Annotated in this window: 15 protein-coding genes; 12 read left to right on the top strand and 3 right to left on the bottom strand. The window is 38.9% G+C overall.

Going from position 1 to position 16,489, the window contains the following annotated elements:
- Positions 1–144 precede the first annotated feature (144 nt).
- Both ftsW and pyc read left to right on the top strand, forming a co-directional pair.
- Positions 145–1,305 (top strand): putative lipid II flippase FtsW, encoded by a 1,161-nt coding sequence (gene ftsW / locus M3196_RS11620; RefSeq protein WP_251322463.1) that lies wholly within the window; start codon positions 145–147, stop codon positions 1,303–1,305.
- Positions 1,306–1,327: 22 nt separating this feature from the next.
- Positions 1,328–4,771 (top strand): pyruvate carboxylase, encoded by a 3,444-nt coding sequence (pyc, locus tag M3196_RS11615; RefSeq protein WP_251322462.1) that lies wholly within the window; start codon positions 1,328–1,330, stop codon positions 4,769–4,771.
- A gap of 420 nt (positions 4,772–5,191) precedes the next feature.
- On the opposite strand, the gene M3196_RS11610 is transcribed toward pyc, so the two are convergent.
- Positions 5,192–6,079, bottom strand: a complete 888-nt coding sequence (locus tag M3196_RS11610) for a COX15/CtaA family protein (protein ID WP_251322461.1) — start codon at positions 6,077–6,079, stop codon at positions 5,192–5,194.
- Between the two features lie 401 nt (positions 6,080–6,480).
- On the opposite strand from M3196_RS11610, the gene cyoE reads away from it, so the two are divergent.
- From cyoE to M3196_RS11575, 7 genes are all read left to right on the top strand, one after another.
- Positions 6,481–7,374: a heme o synthase gene (cyoE, locus tag M3196_RS11605; RefSeq protein WP_251322577.1), complete on the top strand. Its 894-nt coding sequence runs from the start codon at positions 6,481–6,483 to the stop codon at positions 7,372–7,374.
- A gap of 175 nt (positions 7,375–7,549) precedes the next feature.
- Positions 7,550–8,569, top strand: coding sequence for a cytochrome c oxidase subunit II (gene coxB, locus M3196_RS11600; protein ID WP_251322460.1), 1,020 nt, complete (start codon positions 7,550–7,552; stop codon positions 8,567–8,569).
- A gap of 31 nt (positions 8,570–8,600) precedes the next feature.
- The gene (gene ctaD, locus M3196_RS11595) at positions 8,601–10,445 is read left to right on the top strand and encodes a cytochrome c oxidase subunit I (protein ID WP_251322459.1); all 1,845 of its coding nucleotides are present in this window, start codon (positions 8,601–8,603) and stop codon (positions 10,443–10,445) included.
- A complete protein-coding gene (locus M3196_RS11590; protein WP_251322458.1) occupies positions 10,445–11,065 on the top strand; it encodes a cytochrome c oxidase subunit 3 in 621 nt (206 codons plus the stop codon). Before ctaD ends, M3196_RS11590 begins: the two co-directional genes overlap by 1 nt.
- Before the next feature lie 3 nt (positions 11,066–11,068).
- Positions 11,069–11,413, top strand: coding sequence for a cytochrome C oxidase subunit IV family protein (locus M3196_RS11585; RefSeq protein WP_066289065.1), 345 nt, complete (start codon positions 11,069–11,071; stop codon positions 11,411–11,413).
- Positions 11,414–11,548: 135 nt separating this feature from the next.
- Positions 11,549–12,421: a cytochrome c oxidase assembly protein gene (locus M3196_RS11580; RefSeq protein WP_251322457.1), complete on the top strand. Its 873-nt coding sequence runs from the start codon at positions 11,549–11,551 to the stop codon at positions 12,419–12,421.
- Positions 12,422–12,533: 112 nt separating this feature from the next.
- Entirely contained in the window at positions 12,534–13,262 is a 729-nt protein-coding gene (locus M3196_RS11575) for a nucleotidyltransferase domain-containing protein (protein ID WP_251322456.1), read from the top strand.
- A 33-nt stretch (positions 13,263–13,295) separates the two neighbouring features.
- Here M3196_RS11575 and M3196_RS11570 read toward each other — a convergent pair whose 3' ends face one another.
- A complete protein-coding gene (locus tag M3196_RS11570; RefSeq protein WP_251322455.1) occupies positions 13,296–13,646 on the bottom strand; it encodes a YugN family protein in 351 nt (116 codons plus the stop codon).
- A gap of 158 nt (positions 13,647–13,804) precedes the next feature.
- Here M3196_RS11570 and M3196_RS11565 point away from each other — a divergent pair, with 158 nt between their 5' ends.
- Positions 13,805–14,233 carry a CBS domain-containing protein gene (locus tag M3196_RS11565; RefSeq protein WP_251322454.1) on the top strand — a complete coding sequence of 143 codons (429 nt, stop codon included), beginning with the start codon at positions 13,805–13,807 and terminating at the stop codon, positions 14,231–14,233.
- Between the two features lie 118 nt (positions 14,234–14,351).
- A complete protein-coding gene (locus tag M3196_RS11560) occupies positions 14,352–15,383 on the top strand; it encodes a CAP domain-containing protein (protein WP_251322453.1) in 1,032 nt (343 codons plus the stop codon).
- A gap of 43 nt (positions 15,384–15,426) precedes the next feature.
- On the opposite strand, the gene M3196_RS11555 is transcribed toward M3196_RS11560, so the two are convergent.
- The gene (locus M3196_RS11555; protein ID WP_251322452.1) at positions 15,427–15,912 is read right to left on the bottom strand and encodes a PaaI family thioesterase; all 486 of its coding nucleotides are present in this window, start codon (positions 15,910–15,912) and stop codon (positions 15,427–15,429) included.
- Between the two features lie 171 nt (positions 15,913–16,083).
- On the opposite strand from M3196_RS11555, the gene ylbD reads away from it, so the two are divergent.
- Positions 16,084–16,485, top strand: a complete 402-nt coding sequence (ylbD, locus tag M3196_RS11550; RefSeq protein ID WP_251322451.1) for a YlbD family protein — start codon at positions 16,084–16,086, stop codon at positions 16,483–16,485.
- Positions 16,486–16,489: the final 4 nt, after the last annotated feature.

Raw genomic sequence — 16,489 nt, 5'->3', positions numbered from 1 at the left:
TCATTTTTAATCAAAAACGGATACATTGTTACGAATGAATATGTTTAAAGGGAATATCGACGTGCTCAACTAATAAGAAAAAGGTTTTATATGTTACAATATCTAATAATTATGATTTTTTATTGAGAGGAGAAGGGTGAACAAGTGAAAAAAGCAGTAAGACCCTATGACTATTCTCTTTTAGTAGCCGTACTATTATTGTGCAGTACAGGTTTAGTCATGATATACAGCGCAAGTATAGGGGTAACCATTAACAAATACGATTATAGCAGCAGTTTTTTCTTCACAAGACAGCTCATCTTTTTACTCGCGGGACTGCTCCTCATGTATTTTACAATGAGATTTAACGTACAAATCTATAAAAAATTAATGCTCCCCATCGTGCTAGTCTCCATAGGAGTTCTGATTGCGGTTTTAATTTTAGGGCGGGAAGTAAATAACGCAAAAAGCTGGTTATACATAGGACCTGTTGGTATACAGCCGGCAGAGTTCATTAAATTATCCCTTGCCATTTACTTGGCAGCGATCTATTCCAAAAAACAGGGGAAGATGCATGATTTCAAAAAAGGAGTGATTCCTCCTTTGAGTATCTTTGCAGTCATGTTCATACTAATAATCTTGCAGCCCGACCTTGGAACAGCCCTAATTGTTGCAGGGGTTGCCGGCATCATCCTTTTTTGTTCAGGGATAAAATTCAAACACATCTTTTCCATGGCGGCATTGGCTGGCATTGTCGGAATAGGTATTTTCTTCCAGTTGAGTGAGGAACAATTATCCCGGTTTGATGCTGCATATGATCCTTTTAAAAATCCGGCTGGAGATGGGTATCAGCTTGTTAACGGCTATATTTCCATTGCTGCCGGGGGAATGACGGGCAGCGGATTGGGAGAAAGCATTCAAAAGTATGGATTTTTGCCTGAACCGCATACAGACTTTATCATTGCAATTATCGCGGAAGAACTTGGTTTTTTCGGAGTGTTTTTAATTATTGCTCTTTTGGGGTATATCGTATTGAAAGGATTTTGGATTGGTATGCAAAGCAATGAAACGTATACGAGTTTGCTTGCATTCGGAATATCTGGAATGATAGGTATACAAACAGTCGTTAATCTGGGGGCAGCTGTTGGTTTACTTCCAATCACGGGTGTACCGCTGCCTTTCATATCTTATGGCGGATCTTCCCTTCTCTTGTTTTTAACATCGATGGGAATTCTAATAAATATTTCTGCAAAAGTAAAATTGAATAAGAAAGTACCTGACAAACAACCGATTGAAAAAAACAGAAGCTTAAAAGCAATCATGTAACGGTAAAAGGAGAGGAACTTGTATGAGCAGAAAAATCAGCAAAGTCTTAGTAGCAAACCGAGGAGAAATTGCAATCCGGATTTTCAGAGCGTGTACAGAACTGGATATTCGAACTGTAGCGATATATTCAAAGGAAGATACTGGTTCCTATCATCGTTATAAAGCAGATGAAGCTTACCTTGTTGGAGAAGGAAAAAAACCGATAGATGCTTATTTGGATATTGAAGGAATTATCGAAATAGCAAAAACTAATGGTGTCGACGCCGTACACCCGGGTTATGGATTCCTTTCAGAAAACAAGGAGTTTGCAGACCGATGCCGTGAAGAAGGCATTATTTTTATCGGACCAGAAGAAAATCATCTTGATATTTTCGGGGATAAAGTAAAAGCAAGACAAGCAGCTATTGACGCAAACATACCGGTTATACCGGGAAGTGATGGTCCTGTTCATTCTTTAGAAGAAGTGAAATCGTTCGCAGAGGAACACGGCTTTCCAATTATCATTAAAGCTTCCATGGGCGGCGGCGGCCGCGGAATGCGAATTGTCAGAAGTGAAAACTCACTGGCAGAAAGCTATGAAAGAGCAAAGTCAGAGGCAAAGGCTGCTTTTGGCAAAGACGAAGTTTATGTTGAAAAATTCTTAGACAAACCAAAACATATCGAAGTTCAGATCCTTGGAGACTATGAAGGAAATCTCGTACACCTATACGAACGTGACTGCTCCGTTCAAAGGAGACATCAAAAAGTAGTTGAGGTTGCGCCTAGCGTTTCGTTAACGGAAGAACTGCGTCATGATATTTGTGAATCTGCTGTTTCCTTGATGGAGCATGTAGGATATGTAAATGCAGGTACTGTAGAGTATCTTGTTACCCAAAATGGCGATTTTTATTTTATTGAAGTGAATCCTCGGGTTCAGGTAGAACATACGATTACAGAAATGGTTACCGGTATTGACATCGTACAATCACAAATCCTTATCGCCCAGGGCTACTCATTGCACAGTAAAGAATTAGGAATTCCTCAGCAGAAAGATATTTATTGCCATGGTTACGCTATTCAATCACGTGTTACGACTGAGGATCCGGCAAATCAGTTTATGCCGGATACAGGAAAGCTTATGGCCTATCGTTCCGGTGGCGGCTTTGGAGTGCGTCTTGATGCTGGCAATGGATTCCAGGGTGCGGTTATTACACCTTTTTACGATTCATTGCTCGTAAAGGTTTCCACGTGGGCATTGTCCTATGAACAAGCTGCATCTAAAATGCTCAGAAACTTAAAAGAGTTCCGTATCCGCGGTATTAAGACAAATATTGCTTTCCTTGAGAATGTAGTAACACACCAGAAGTTCTTATCTGGAGACTATGATACTTCTTTTATTGATACGAGCAGTGAATTATTTGTGTTCCCTAAACGCAAGGACAGAGGGACCAAGATGCTTTCTTACATTGGGGCTACAACGATTAATGGTTTTCCTGGTCTTCAGAAACAAGAAAAGCCGCTATTTGATAACCCGCGCATTCCAAAAATGAGGCATTCTGAACCAATCCCAAATGGTACAAAGCAGCTATTAGACAATGAGGGACCCGAAGCGGTAGCTCAATGGGTAAAGGATCAGAAGAAACTCTTGCTTACGGATACTACATTCCGTGATGGTCATCAGTCGCTCCTTGCAACACGCGTCAGAACTAATGACCTTCTTCATATTGCAGAACCTACGGCAAGGTTATGGCCGGATATGTTCTCTCTTGAAATGTGGGGAGGAGCAACGTTTGATGTGGCTTATCGTTTCTTAAATGAGGATCCATGGGACAGGCTGTTGAAGCTGAGAGAAAAAGCTCCTAATGTATTATTCCAGATGCTACTAAGAGCTTCAAATGCGGTGGGGTATAAAAACTACCCTGACAATGTTATTGAAGAGTTTGTTAAAAAATCTGCTATGGCCGGGATTGATGTATTCCGAATCTTTGACAGCCTAAACTGGGTTGAAGGGATGAAAGTGGCAATTAATGCTGTTCGGGAAACAGGAAAAATTGCTGAAGCTGCTATTTGTTATACAGGTGATATTCTGGATCCAAGCCGTACGAAATATGATTTAAATTATTATGTGAAACTAGCTAAGGAACTTGAGCAGGAAGGTGCACATATTCTTGCTATAAAGGATATGGCAGGTTTATTAAAGCCTCAGGCCGCATATGACTTAGTATCTGCGCTTAAGGATTCTATTAATATCCCGATCCACTTGCATACACACGATACGAGCGGTAATGGTATTTTTACGTATGCTAAAGCTGCTGAAGCCGGAGTAGATATCGTGGATGTTGCATTAAGCTCAATGGCTGGACAGACTTCACAGCCAAGTGCTAATTCTTTGTATTATGCTTTAGCCGGGAACGAAAGGCAGCCTGACTTAAATATTCATCATGCTAAACAGCTATCAGCATACTGGGAAGATGTTAGAAAGTATTATTCAGGCTTTGAGAGCGGCATGACGGCACCTGACCCTGAAGTATACGAACATGAGATGCCTGGGGGACAGTTTAGCAATCTGCAGCAGCAAGCGAAAGCCGTTGCTTTAGGAGACCGCTGGGATGAAGTGAAACAGATGTATCGCAGAGTTAATGATATGTTCGGTGATGTCGTTAAAGTAACGCCATCTTCAAAAGTTGTCGGAGACATGGCACTTTATATGGTTCAAAATAACTTAACAGAAGATGATATATATGACAGAGGCGAATCATTGGACTTCCCGGATTCTGTTGTGGAATTCTTCCAGGGATATCTCGGACAGCCATATCAAGGCTTCCCTCGTGAACTTCAGCAGATCATTCTAAAGGGAAGAGAACCTTTGACGGTAAGACCGGGCGAGATGCTTGAAGCTGCTGATTTTAATGACATAAAAGAAACTTTGTTCCATAAGATCAACCGCCAAGTCACAAGCTTTGATGTACTGGCGTATGCGCTGTATCCGAAAGTCTTTTTAGACCGCGAGAAAATGTTTGCTCAGTTTGGAGATATCTCTGTACTGGATACTCCTACATTCTTCTATGGAATGAGACTAGGTGAGGAAATTGAGGTAGAGATTGAACAAGGGAAAACATTGATCGTAAAGCTTGTTTCAATCGGAGAAGCTCAAAATGATGGATCTAGAGTTCTCTATTTTGAATTGAATGGACAGTCGCGTGAAATTATTGTTATTGATGAAAGTGCAAAAGTAACGGTTTCTGCAAAGCAAAAAGTAGATCCATCTAATCCTTCACAAATTGGTGCTTCTATGCCTGGAACGGTAATAAAAGTACTGGTTGAAGAAGGTGAAAAAGTGAAAAAAGGCGATCATTTAATGATTACAGAAGCGATGAAGATGGAAACAACTGTTCAAGCTCCTTTTGACGGAAGAGTAAAAGCAATTTCTGTTCAAAACGGAGAAAGCATCAGTGCCGGAGATCTTTTAATCGAATTGGATAAATAAGTATTATAAAAAAAGAGGGTGTCTCGTTGTGAGACACTCTTTTTTATTGCATTTAAGGGAATATTTTTAGTATGACCGTGGCGAAATTTGTCGGTATTTGCCAACTCGTGGTTATAAGTTTATATTCGTGGGATTCTAATCGTTTTACGTGGGATTAATTTTATTAAGCTTAGAATTACAACTGTGTATACCCTTGACGGTATGGTTAAGAATGCTTTTCGTAAACCGATTTTTCAATTAAGAGGCGAATTCTAATTTTTTCTTTCCAACCATCAAAAAAAATGGCTGTAAAAAGCTCAATTCTTTCCTGCTAGGTTAGTTCATTAACTATCTGTTCCATGTTCAAAAATCTAACAAGGAAAGAAGCTGACACGAAAGGTTATTTTTATCTCAACCCTCGTACCAGCCTCTTTTATTTATCTATTTTCTATATACCATTAATGCTATAAAGCTCAGAACACCAAATAGGAAGGAGATAATCAGCCCATGTGACAAAGCTACAAATAGATTTAAGTTTGATAACACGATCAGAGCGCCTGAAATCCCCTGAAGTAAAACAAATAAAGCAGCAAATTGAAATCCTTTATTTAGAACCTTTTGATCTCTGTAATGTTTTCTAGCGTGATACCAAGAATAAATAATCCATAAAAATAACACGGTAGCTGCGATTCGATGAAGTAAATGTATACTCCCTTGAGAGCTCAATCCATTTATAAAAGTCCCGTCACACATCGGGAATTGCTGTCCACAGCCCATGCTGGAGCCTGTATGTCTTACGAGCGCACCTGTGTAAACAACTGCGTACAGGTAAGCGAAAAGCCAATAGATGTTCTTCTTGAATGCTGGTGTTACTTTTGCGATAAACGGCCGGTCGCGATCTTCAAAAGAAAGGATTGCCAAGAGAAGTACACTTGCAAACGATACCAATGAAAAACCAAAGTGAGAGGCCAGAACAGCTGATGATTGACTCCATATTACTGCTGCTGCACCAAGAAGTCCTTGTAGAACAATAAAAAATACAGCCGATCCTGCAAGGATTTTTACTTCTTTTCTATGAGGATCTCTTCTCCAAGCCCATATTGCTAAAATGATAACTAATATTCCGAGCCAGGCAGAAACATAGCGATGACTGACTTCAATTATCGTTTCAAGCTTTGGCTGGGAAGGCAATAGTTCGCCATAGCAAAGCGGCCATGAATTACCGCATCCTTCTCCTGAATCGGTCTTTGTTACTACTGCTCCCATAAGTAAAACGAGCAGCATACCAAAAGATGTAATAATCGAATAAACCTGATAAGCTCTTTTCAATTTCATTCACCTGCTTTTTTTCTATAACCTTCACAAATTTGTAAGAAATTCATCTGGTAATACTTCCAGCCTGATTGTACAAATAATATAAGGTACTATAAGGTACTGTCAGTATTAGTCGAAGTATACAAAGTACTTGTTTTGTTTTATAATGTTAAAGGACATTTTCTTTGCTTTCTTTTTATATTCTTATCCTACCATATGGGAAAATCAATCTACTTTACATATTGTGAACAGATAAAGACATTTTTTAACCGTTGATTTTACACACAAGCCCATATAGAATGAATGAGGGCTTATCTTACACTTGAAGAAAGAATTGGAACTGAACTTCACTTTTAGAAGGAGGTGTATCTGTATTGAGCAAAACACCAACTGCATATGAAGCCGCTAACAAAGTTATGGAACCGGGACCTCTTTCAGAAGCAAATCCGACTGGAACGTGGAAGGATTTTCTAACCATTGCAAAACTTGGAATAGTAATGAGCAACTTGATTACAACGTTTGCAGGGTTTTTCCTGGCTTTAAAGTATAACGATTATCTGTTCTCCGACAACATTCTCACATTAGTGTTGTGTATACTTGGAGCCGCATTAGTTATTGCAGGAGGATGCTGTTTAAATAACTATATAGACAGAGATATCGACCAGCTGATGGAGAGAACAGTTGAGCGTCCAACAGTTACTGGCCGTATTTCTGCCAGTCAGGTCCTATGGGTAGGAATTATATTATCTGCATTAGGAACGGTAATGCTCGCAATGACAACGCCTACAGCAGCTGTTATCGGACTTGTCGGACTTTTTGTATATGTGTTTGTTTATACAATGTGGCTAAAGCGCACACACTCTATTAATACAGTTGTGGGAGGGATTTCAGGAGCTGTACCGCCGTTAATCGGATGGGCAGCAGTTGATGCAAACCTTCATTGGGTTGCGTGGATCCTGTTCCTCATCATGTTTTTATGGCAGCCTCCTCATTTCCTTGCTCTTGCCATGAAGCGCTGTGAAGATTACCGTAATGCCGGTATTCCAATGCTTCCAGTAGTTTCTGGCTTCGGCATAACGAAGCGCCAGATGATCTGGTATGTTGCTGCACTGCTTCCAGTATCACTTTATCTGTTTGATTTTGGCATCATTTATTTGATCCTAGCTACTGTATTAGGCATGGGATGGCTGATTTTAGCCCTTTCAGGATTGAAAACAAAAGATGATATGAAATGGGCGCGCATGATGTTTGTTTATTCATTGAATTACATGACAATCATGTTTGTTGCCATGATTCTAGTAAATATATAGTTATTTTTACCAACGGAACAGCGCTTCATGTGCTGTTCCTGTAATTGCCTTTACATAAAAGGGCTTTCAAAAAGCTATTTAGCTATTTCCATTCAAATAACATACTTATTTGAATTGAATAGAAAGAAGATTCAGTCAAGACAGACTACAACGAGAAAGTGGGGTATATGTAGTGATGAAAAAATGGCTACAAAAAGGACGATTGGTTTCCTTATTTGCCATGTTGGCACTCTTATTGATGGGGTGCGGAGATCCGACTCTATCGGCTTTAATTCCGCAAGGTGAAGTTGCTGACAAACAGTTCCAGCTAATGCTGATCTCAATTAGTATTATGATTCTGGTTCTAGTGGTAGTTTTCGTACTTTATGCATTTGTACTATTAAAGTTTAGAAAGAAAAAAGGCGACAATTCTACACCTAAACAAGTAGAAGGAAACCATATGCTTGAATTACTATGGACAGTTATTCCGATCCTCTTGTTAATTATTTTAGCAGTGCCAACTGTAATGAGAACATTTGAATTCTCTGCAGATGCGAAACCAGCTTTAAAAAATGAACTAAGCATTAAGGTAACAGGACACCAATACTGGTGGGAATTTGAGTATCCAAAAGAAGAATTGATTACTTCACAGGAATTAGTTCTTCCAGCAGATACAAAAGTTCACGTTGAATTATCATCTGCTGACGTTATTCACTCGTTCTGGATTCCGTCACTTGCTGGTAAAACAGATACAAACCCTGGTGATAAAAATAAGAACTACATGTGGTTTGATACTGGAAGCAAGACAGATGTTGTTTACAAAGGTAAGTGTGCAGAGCTTTGTGGTGCATCACATGCTCTAATGGATTTCAAAGTAAGAGTTGTTTCTAAAGAAGACTACAAAAACTGGGTTGCGAGCTATAAGGCTGCAGACGGTAAAGCTTCTGCTAATGCTAACGGACAACAAGTCTTTGAAAAGAACTGTTTATCTTGCCACGCTGTTGGACAAGAAGGCGGTAATACAGGACCAAGCTTAACTGGTTTTGGTGATAAAGACCGTGTAGCAGGTATCTTAGAACATAACAAAGAAAATCTGGAAAAATGGATCAAAGACCCTCAAGAAGTGAAGCCTGGCAATAACATGCCTAAAGTGAACCTTACTGACGAGGAAATTGATGCTGTTTCAGATTACTTGTTAGGTCTTAAATTGAAATAGTCTTAAGCATAGCAAAAAAGGAGGTTACACCGTGGCAACTCACGAAAGTCACAAAAAGAGAAGTGGGCTTATGGATTGGCTCACTACCGTTGACCATAAAAAAATCGGTATTTTGTATCTTTTGGCTGGCGGGTTCTTCTTCTTAATCGGAGGACTTGAAGCCATCTTAATGCGTATTCAGTTAATGGAACCAGACAGCAAAATATTCACTGGTGAACTTTACAATCAATTATTAACGATGCACGGAACAACGATGATCTTCTTGGCAGCGATGCCGATCATCTTTGGTTTTATGAACGCGATCCTTCCACTGCAGATCGGAGCGCGTGACGTAGCATTCCCATTTGTGAATGCAGTAGGTTTTTGGTTATTTTTCTTTGGTGGTCTATTGCTGAACCTGAGCTGGTTCTTAGGCGGAGCACCTGAAGCTGGATGGACAGCTTACGCACCATTGTCAACTGTTGCAGAAGATACTGGAGTGGATTTCTACGTATTGGGTCTTCAGATTGCAGGGGCAGGGACACTTGCTGGGGGTATTAACTTCCTGGTAACTGTTATTAATATGCGGGCACCTGGTATGACATTTATGCGTATGCCGTTGTTTACATGGGCTTCATTCGTAACCTCTGGACTTATTCTGTTCGCATTCCCTGCTTTGACAGTAGGTATTTTCCTACTCATGTTTGAACGTATTTTTGATGCTAATTTCTTTAATGCGGACATGGGCGGAAACGTATTAATCTGGGAGCATATTTTCTGGATATTTGGACACCCAGAAGTATATATTTTGATCTTACCTGCATTTGGTATTATCTCCGAAATCGTATCTACATTCTCTAGCAAGCGTTTGTTTGGTTACAGTGCAATGGTATTTGCGACAGTACTTATCGGTTTCTTAGGATTTATGGTATGGGTCCACCACATGTTTACTGTTGGTCTTGGACCGGTTGCGAACTCAATCTTTGCAGTAGCAACAATGGCAATTGCGATTCCTACAGGTGTTAAGATCTTCAACTGGATCTTCACAATGTGGGGGGGGCAAATCCGTTTTACAACAGCGATGCTGTTCGCAGTTGGCTTTATTCCTACGTTCGTAATGGGTGGAGTTACAGGGGTTATGCTATCTGTTCCCGCAGCAGACTATCAGTACCATGACAGTTATTTCGTAGTAGCTCACTTCCATTATGTTATCGTTGGAGGTTTGATTTTAGGATTGTTCGCCGGGTTATACTACTGGTATCCAAGAATGTTTAACCGTGTATTGAACGAAACTCTTGGAAAATGGAACTTCTGGTTGTTCTTTATCGGATTCCATCTAACATTCTTTCCACAGCACTGGTTAGGATTGATGGGTATGCCTAGACGTGTATATACATATATGTCTGGTCAGGACCTAGATGGAGCGAACTTCGTTAGTACGATCGGTGCTATTCTTATGGGTGCCGGTACGATTGTACTTTTAATCAATATCGTTATTTCTGCTTCATCTAAATATGCAACAACAAAAGATCCTTGGGATGGGCGTACGCTTGAATGGGCAATGCCAGTTCCAACACCTGAATACAATTTTGCACAAACGCCGTTAGTACGCGGTCTAGATGCACTGTATGTTGAAAAAACAGCTGGTAATGGTGAAATGACACCTGCAGAACCTGTAGGAGAAATTCATATGCCGAATGGTTCAATTCTTCCATTCATCTTATCTTTTGGACTGTTTATTGCTGGTTTTGGATTTATTTATGCGAACTGGACCGTAGTAATCGTTGGACTAGGAGTTGTTCTAGTAACAATGTTCCTGCGCTCAGTTATTGACGACCATGGATATCATATTCACAAAGAAGAAGTGGAAGCAGATATTAAAGGGGGTAGAGCATAATGAATGCTGGAGAACGTTTAACAGATGCTAATTTTCCTGCTCATCCGGAAAAAGCTACCCTTGAAGGTAAAAATAAATTTCTAGGATTTTGGCTATTCCTAGGTGGGGAAACGGTTTTATTTGCTACTCTTTTTGGAACGTATCTTGGTCTTAGAAACATGCATCTGGATGGTCCATCAGGAGAAGAATTATTCTCACTGCCATTAGTATTTCTTGCAACTATGCTGCTTTTAACAAGCTCACTTACGAGTGTATATGCAGTTCTTTCATTAAAACAAAACAAAGTACGTTCTTTGCAAGGATGGTTTATCGTAACATTACTATTAGGACTTGGATTCCTGGGCCTTGAAATTTACGAGTTCATCCACTATGTTCACGAAGGACATACATTTACCAGCTCCGCATTTGGTTCTGCTTTCTATACACTGGTTGGTTTCCACGGAGGTCACGTACTATTCGGGATCTTATGGATTTCTACATTATTAGCTAGAAACTGGAACAGAGGCATCACATTAGCTAACGCACCTAAGTATTATTTGTTTGCACTTTACTGGCACTTTGTCGATGTTGTATGGGTATTCATTTTTACAGTTGTTTATCTAATGGGAAAGGTGGGGTAAGCAATGGCTGATCACCATAAAACTACTGAACCAACCGTGCATCGTCATGAGGAGATTCAGCGTAAACTTGCCTTAAAAGAGGAACGAAAGCACCATAACGTTTCCTTTGTTATGATGATTCTTCTTACGATCGTTGCGTTTTTCGCGATTTGGAGTGATAAGATCAGTGATTCATTCGCTGTCATCTTTATCCTTACTTTGGCTGTTGTGCAAGTGTTCTTCCAGCTATATATCTGGATGCACTTAAGTCACAAAGGCCATGACTTCCCGATTTGGGGAATGGCAAGCGGTGTTTTAGTTGCAGCTATTACAGTAGCATCCTTAATGGGAATGATCTGGACATCGTAATAATTTGAAGGGCTGCAGCTTTTGCAGCCCTTTTTATATGTTACAAAATTAAGAATTGTCACTGTATTACCATTACAAGTGTTTCAAAGACTGTTATAGTAGAAACGGGTACTATCCATAAAGGAGATGACAAAATTGCACCATAATCACCATATTCATCATACAAGTCTGAGTGAATACAGCTGGTACACTTTGTATCCGCCTAGTATATATATACTTGCCATCGTGCTTGCTATCGTTTATTTCCGTTGGATTACACGTGGAAACAACGGTCAAAATATCGCTACAGGCGGGCAAAAAACAGCTTTTGTTTCAGCACTTTTATTATTAATCGCAATAAAGGGAACTCCGATTCAGGTGTTGGGACATAATTATTTGTTTAGTGTTCATATGGCTCAGATGGCTGTTCTTTACCTTATGATTGCACCATTATTTATTTTAGGTATACCTGAAGAAAAATGGGAAACCTGGCTGAATAAACAGACTGTTCTTGTAAACCTATTTCATTTTCTTACAAAACCGCTAATAGCATTATTGGTTTTTAACGCAGCATTTTCTCTATACCACATTCCATTGGTTTTTGATAATGCTGTTTCAAATCCTATTATTCATTACACCTATCATACTGTATTGTTAATCACTGCTTTTACAATGTGGTGGCCAGTTCTTTGCCCAGTTAAAGAAATGGAAACATTATCTGATATTAAAAAAATAGGTTATGTTTTTGCCAATGGTGTCTTGATGACTCCTGCGTGTGCCTTGATTATGTTTGCTGATTATCAGTTATATGAGACATACCGAAATGTTCCTCAATTGTATGCTGCTATGACACCGTCAGAAGACCAGCATGTTGGCGGAGTAACCATGAAAATATTCCAGGAAGTTATCTATGCTTTTGTGCTAGGCTTAATTTTTTACAGATGGGTTAAAAAAGAACGTGTCCGTGATAAAGAAGATTTGGAATTGATCAAGAATCAGAATAATAGGCTTAATCCTGAGATGAAATAACCAGCTTAGAACGCTGGTTTTTTTGTCATTTTCAATCAATTTTGCAGAAAAAAAAGAAATTGAACCCCGCATGTAGAATAGATAATCTAAGCCGATTATGAAGGAGAAAAAAATGATGAAAATCAGTGCAAGACAAGCAGCAATTAAATTTGTAGAATCATATTTTCCAAACTGTGAAGTAGCATATTTGGCTGGAAGTGTGGTTCGAGGTGAAGAAACGGAAAGCTCAGATTTGGATATTATCATTATTGACAGCTCAGTTGGGGAGTCATATCGACAGTCGCTTACAGAGTTTGATTGGCCAATAGAAGTTTTCGTGCATAACATGTTTACTTACAAAAACTTTTTTAAAGAAAATATAGACAGAGCAAGACCCTCTCTTCCGCAAATGTGTGCAGAAGGGATCATTCTCCGTGATACTGGCCATGCCTCCCGGATAAAAAATGAAGCTCTTCAACTATTAAAAGCGGGACCGACACCTTGGAGATCAATTGAAATAGAAAGAGCTAGATATCATCTGACTGATCTCTTAAATGATCTAGAAGGATCTACTAATGGAATCGAAGACTTATTTGTGGTCTCTAAATTAGCCGACTTAACCCATGAATTTGTTCTTAGAGTGAATGGTCACTGGATCGGAGAAGGAAAGTGGATCATAAGAGCTCTTAAAGAATACAATGAAGATTTTGCTGCCCGGTTTGCTGAAGTATTTGACCTTTACTACAGCAGCAGAGAAAAAGTGGGAGTCATCCATTTTGTTGATGAAATTATTGCTCCTTATGGCGGCAGACTATTTGAAGGGTATTCTTCGTCTCACTCCCCGGAAAGTGCAGTTGAATAGAAAAAAATCCCTCAATAAATGAGGGATTTTTTATTAAACGTGAAGTTCGCTGTGCAAAGCTTCGATTAGCTTGTTGCATTGGTTTACCACATGCTTCGGAAACTCTTCATCATATTCAACACCGTGCGGATAGTAGTGTTTCCCTAGGTATGGAGTACCTAGTTCAATTTTTGCATGAGGTGTTTCAGTTTCTGCTTCAATAACATGACAAGGAAAACGGAAATAGTATACATCTCCATTTGTCATGTCTTCAAATTTGTAATCGTATGTAATACGCTCATAATCCCATTGTCCTGCGCGGATCATTCCATGATTGTCCATGACATGTTCTAAAAGTGAGAATTCAATTACCTTCCCGTTTAAGCCGCTATCTTCAAATTTCATTGTGAAACCTCCTAGGAAATTCAATAAAAAATAATAATCACTACTTAATGATATTATGAAAGCGCTAAAGATGCAATGATTGTCAAAAAACATGCATATATGTTCTTATTTCGTAAAAGATATTGAGTAGCACTATGAATTTTTATGGAGGTTTTAAAATGAAAAAAATAAGCGAGATTATGACGAGAAATGTAGACTTTGTTACTCCTTTAGACAATGTTTACGAAGTGGCTTTAAAAATGAAACAAGATAATGTAGGTGTAATTCCAGTGTGTGAGAATGACCAGGTCATCGGTGTGATCACAGACCGTGATATCGTGGTTAGAGGAGTTGCGGAAAAACGTCCGGGTTCTACCCAAGTTACGGATATTATGAGTGAAGATTTGTATACGGGAACACCGGATATGAGTGTACAAGAAGCTGCTGAACTTATGGCTGATAAACAAATAAGAAGACTGCCAATTGTTGAGAACAACAAGCTGGTTGGAATAGTATCCCTTGGTGACCTTTCACTTAATAAACAAAGCGATAATGCTGCAGGACACGCTTTATCGGAGGTTTCAGAACAGAGGGATCAATTACAATAATTGCTTGGAAAAAGCGTCATCTTTTGATGGCGCTTTTCATATTTTATAATCCCTGTAATCCATATCTTTTCTCTATGTGCTAAAATATTAGTAGATGAAAGACACAGGGGGAACCTATATGCGCGGTTTGGTTACTTTTTTTCTATCTATACTTATCTTGATTGGTTTGTTTTTTTATGATGTATTACCAGAACTTTCACTCGAAAAAGAACCTTCTGAAACAAAACTAGAATACATAGAAGAGCCTTTAAGAATCCCGGATGATGCCTTATCAAATTGGATGGGTAAAGACATTGAATCCTTTAAGAAACAATGGGGAGAACCTGACAGAATAGATCCTTCTGCTTATGGTTATGACTGGTTTATTTATGGAAGCAAAAGCCCGAAAGGATATCTTCAGGCTGGGGTGCTGGAAGGAAAAGTGGTTACCCTATTTGCGATTGGATCGGAACTAAATACACAGCCATTCACCATCGGGAATTCTTCAAACAGTATCATTCAGAAATATGAGATAAAAAGCGATATCACAATAAATGAAGGAGAAGAATTTTTCAGGTTTGAGCTCTCTGAACAAGAAATATTGCTGAGACCACTCATTAAAGTTGGAAATGATGTTTGGGTTCAATTGTACTTTGATAAATTTACGAATCAATTATCCAGTGTAAGGTATGTCACTTCGGAAATTTTATTAATACAAAGACCCTACTCGATTGTCTATAGGGGAGAACTTCCTGCTGATGAAAAACTTTCTGAGGAAGATCAAGCAAAAATTGATAATTCTGAAGAACACCAAATTTTTGAACTGACTAATATTATCAGATTGAAAAATAATAAAATTCCTCTTCAATGGGAAGAAAGTACGTCTGAAGTTGCTTTCTTACATTCAAAAGATATGAATGAGCAGCAATATTTTTCTCATGAAAGCAAAGATGGAAGAACTCTTTCAGATCGGCTGCAAAAAGGCAATGTCAGCTTCTTGCAAGCAGGAGAAAACATCGCTGCAAACTATACAGATGGCATAGCAGCTGTTGAAGGATGGATGAACAGCGAGGGACACAGGAAAACATTGCTGAACAATGAATATACTCATTTAGGTGTAGGCGTTTATAAGAAATATTATACACAAAACTTTCTCATTCCAGCGGAATAAAGAGGAGCTGACTTAAACGAGTCAGCTCTTTCGTTTTAATCCACTACTTTTCATCTGGAAGTTTAAAGAATGTCCCGGTTGCTGAAGCGATTAATGCTCCTTTTTCATTCCTTACTTTGCCTTCCATCCTGACTAACTGACGGCCGTTATGAACGACTTGAGCATGGCAAATAAATTTCTCCCCAACACCAGGCGAGAGAAAATCAACTTTTAATTCGACGGTAACTGCTCCTTTTTTGTTTCCGGGAACTCTGCTTGCCAGTGTACCTAGGGCTGTATCGAGAAGAGTTGCTGTCAGTCCTCCATGTACAATTCCGATTGAATTATCGAGTATAAGTGAATTAGGCATCGTTATTTCAAGCGTTCTGTCATCAATCTGGTTTGTTTCAAATTGCAATAAAGAAGCTATATGTGTAAGATTTGATTTCTCCCGTTTTGTTTTCAAACTGTTTAAAAATAGTTTCAATGCTTCTTTTTCTTGTTCACTGCTCTCCTCAATAAAGTCTTTTAATTCCTCGTGAATTTCCATAGGTGCACTCCTTCAATCTTTTTATTTTTATTGTACCTTTTTAGGCTCAATGGAATAAAGTAAACAGAATCATCTTTGAAATTTTTAAAAAAATGGGCGCACCAATTTATGGGCTTTTATGTATCATGTAGTAAAACATGATTCGTCAGTGGACGGCTGGGGGTGGATTCTGTGGTAAAGACTGATATAGAAAGCTTTAAGGAATTTGTTCATAAACATCCTGAATTAATTAAAGAAGTTAAGAAAAATAAACGGCCCTGGAAGGAAGTTTATCAGGATTGGATTGTATTAGGAGAAGAACATGAAAGCTGGAATCAGTATTCAAAAGACAAGAAAAAACAGAAAGACAAAAGATCTTCATCATCTCAAAAAATGAGAGCTGAACTAACGATCGGCGATATTATTGCCGGGTTAAGCAACCTTCAGATCAATGATGTTCAAAAATACTTATCCCAATTTGGCAGTGTGATGGATGCGGTACAAGAACTTTTACAGCACTTTAACAATCAGTCTGACAGACCAAACCAGCTGCCGGAAAATAAACGAAATGATTATCCTTCTTACAAAGATTAAAAGG

Origin of the sequence: Fictibacillus nanhaiensis (assembly GCF_023715445.1) — a bacterium.
Taxonomy (GTDB): Bacteria; Bacillota; Bacilli; order Bacillales; family Fictibacillaceae; genus Fictibacillus; species Fictibacillus nanhaiensis_D.
This window is presented reverse-complemented; position numbering and strand designations above follow the sequence as displayed.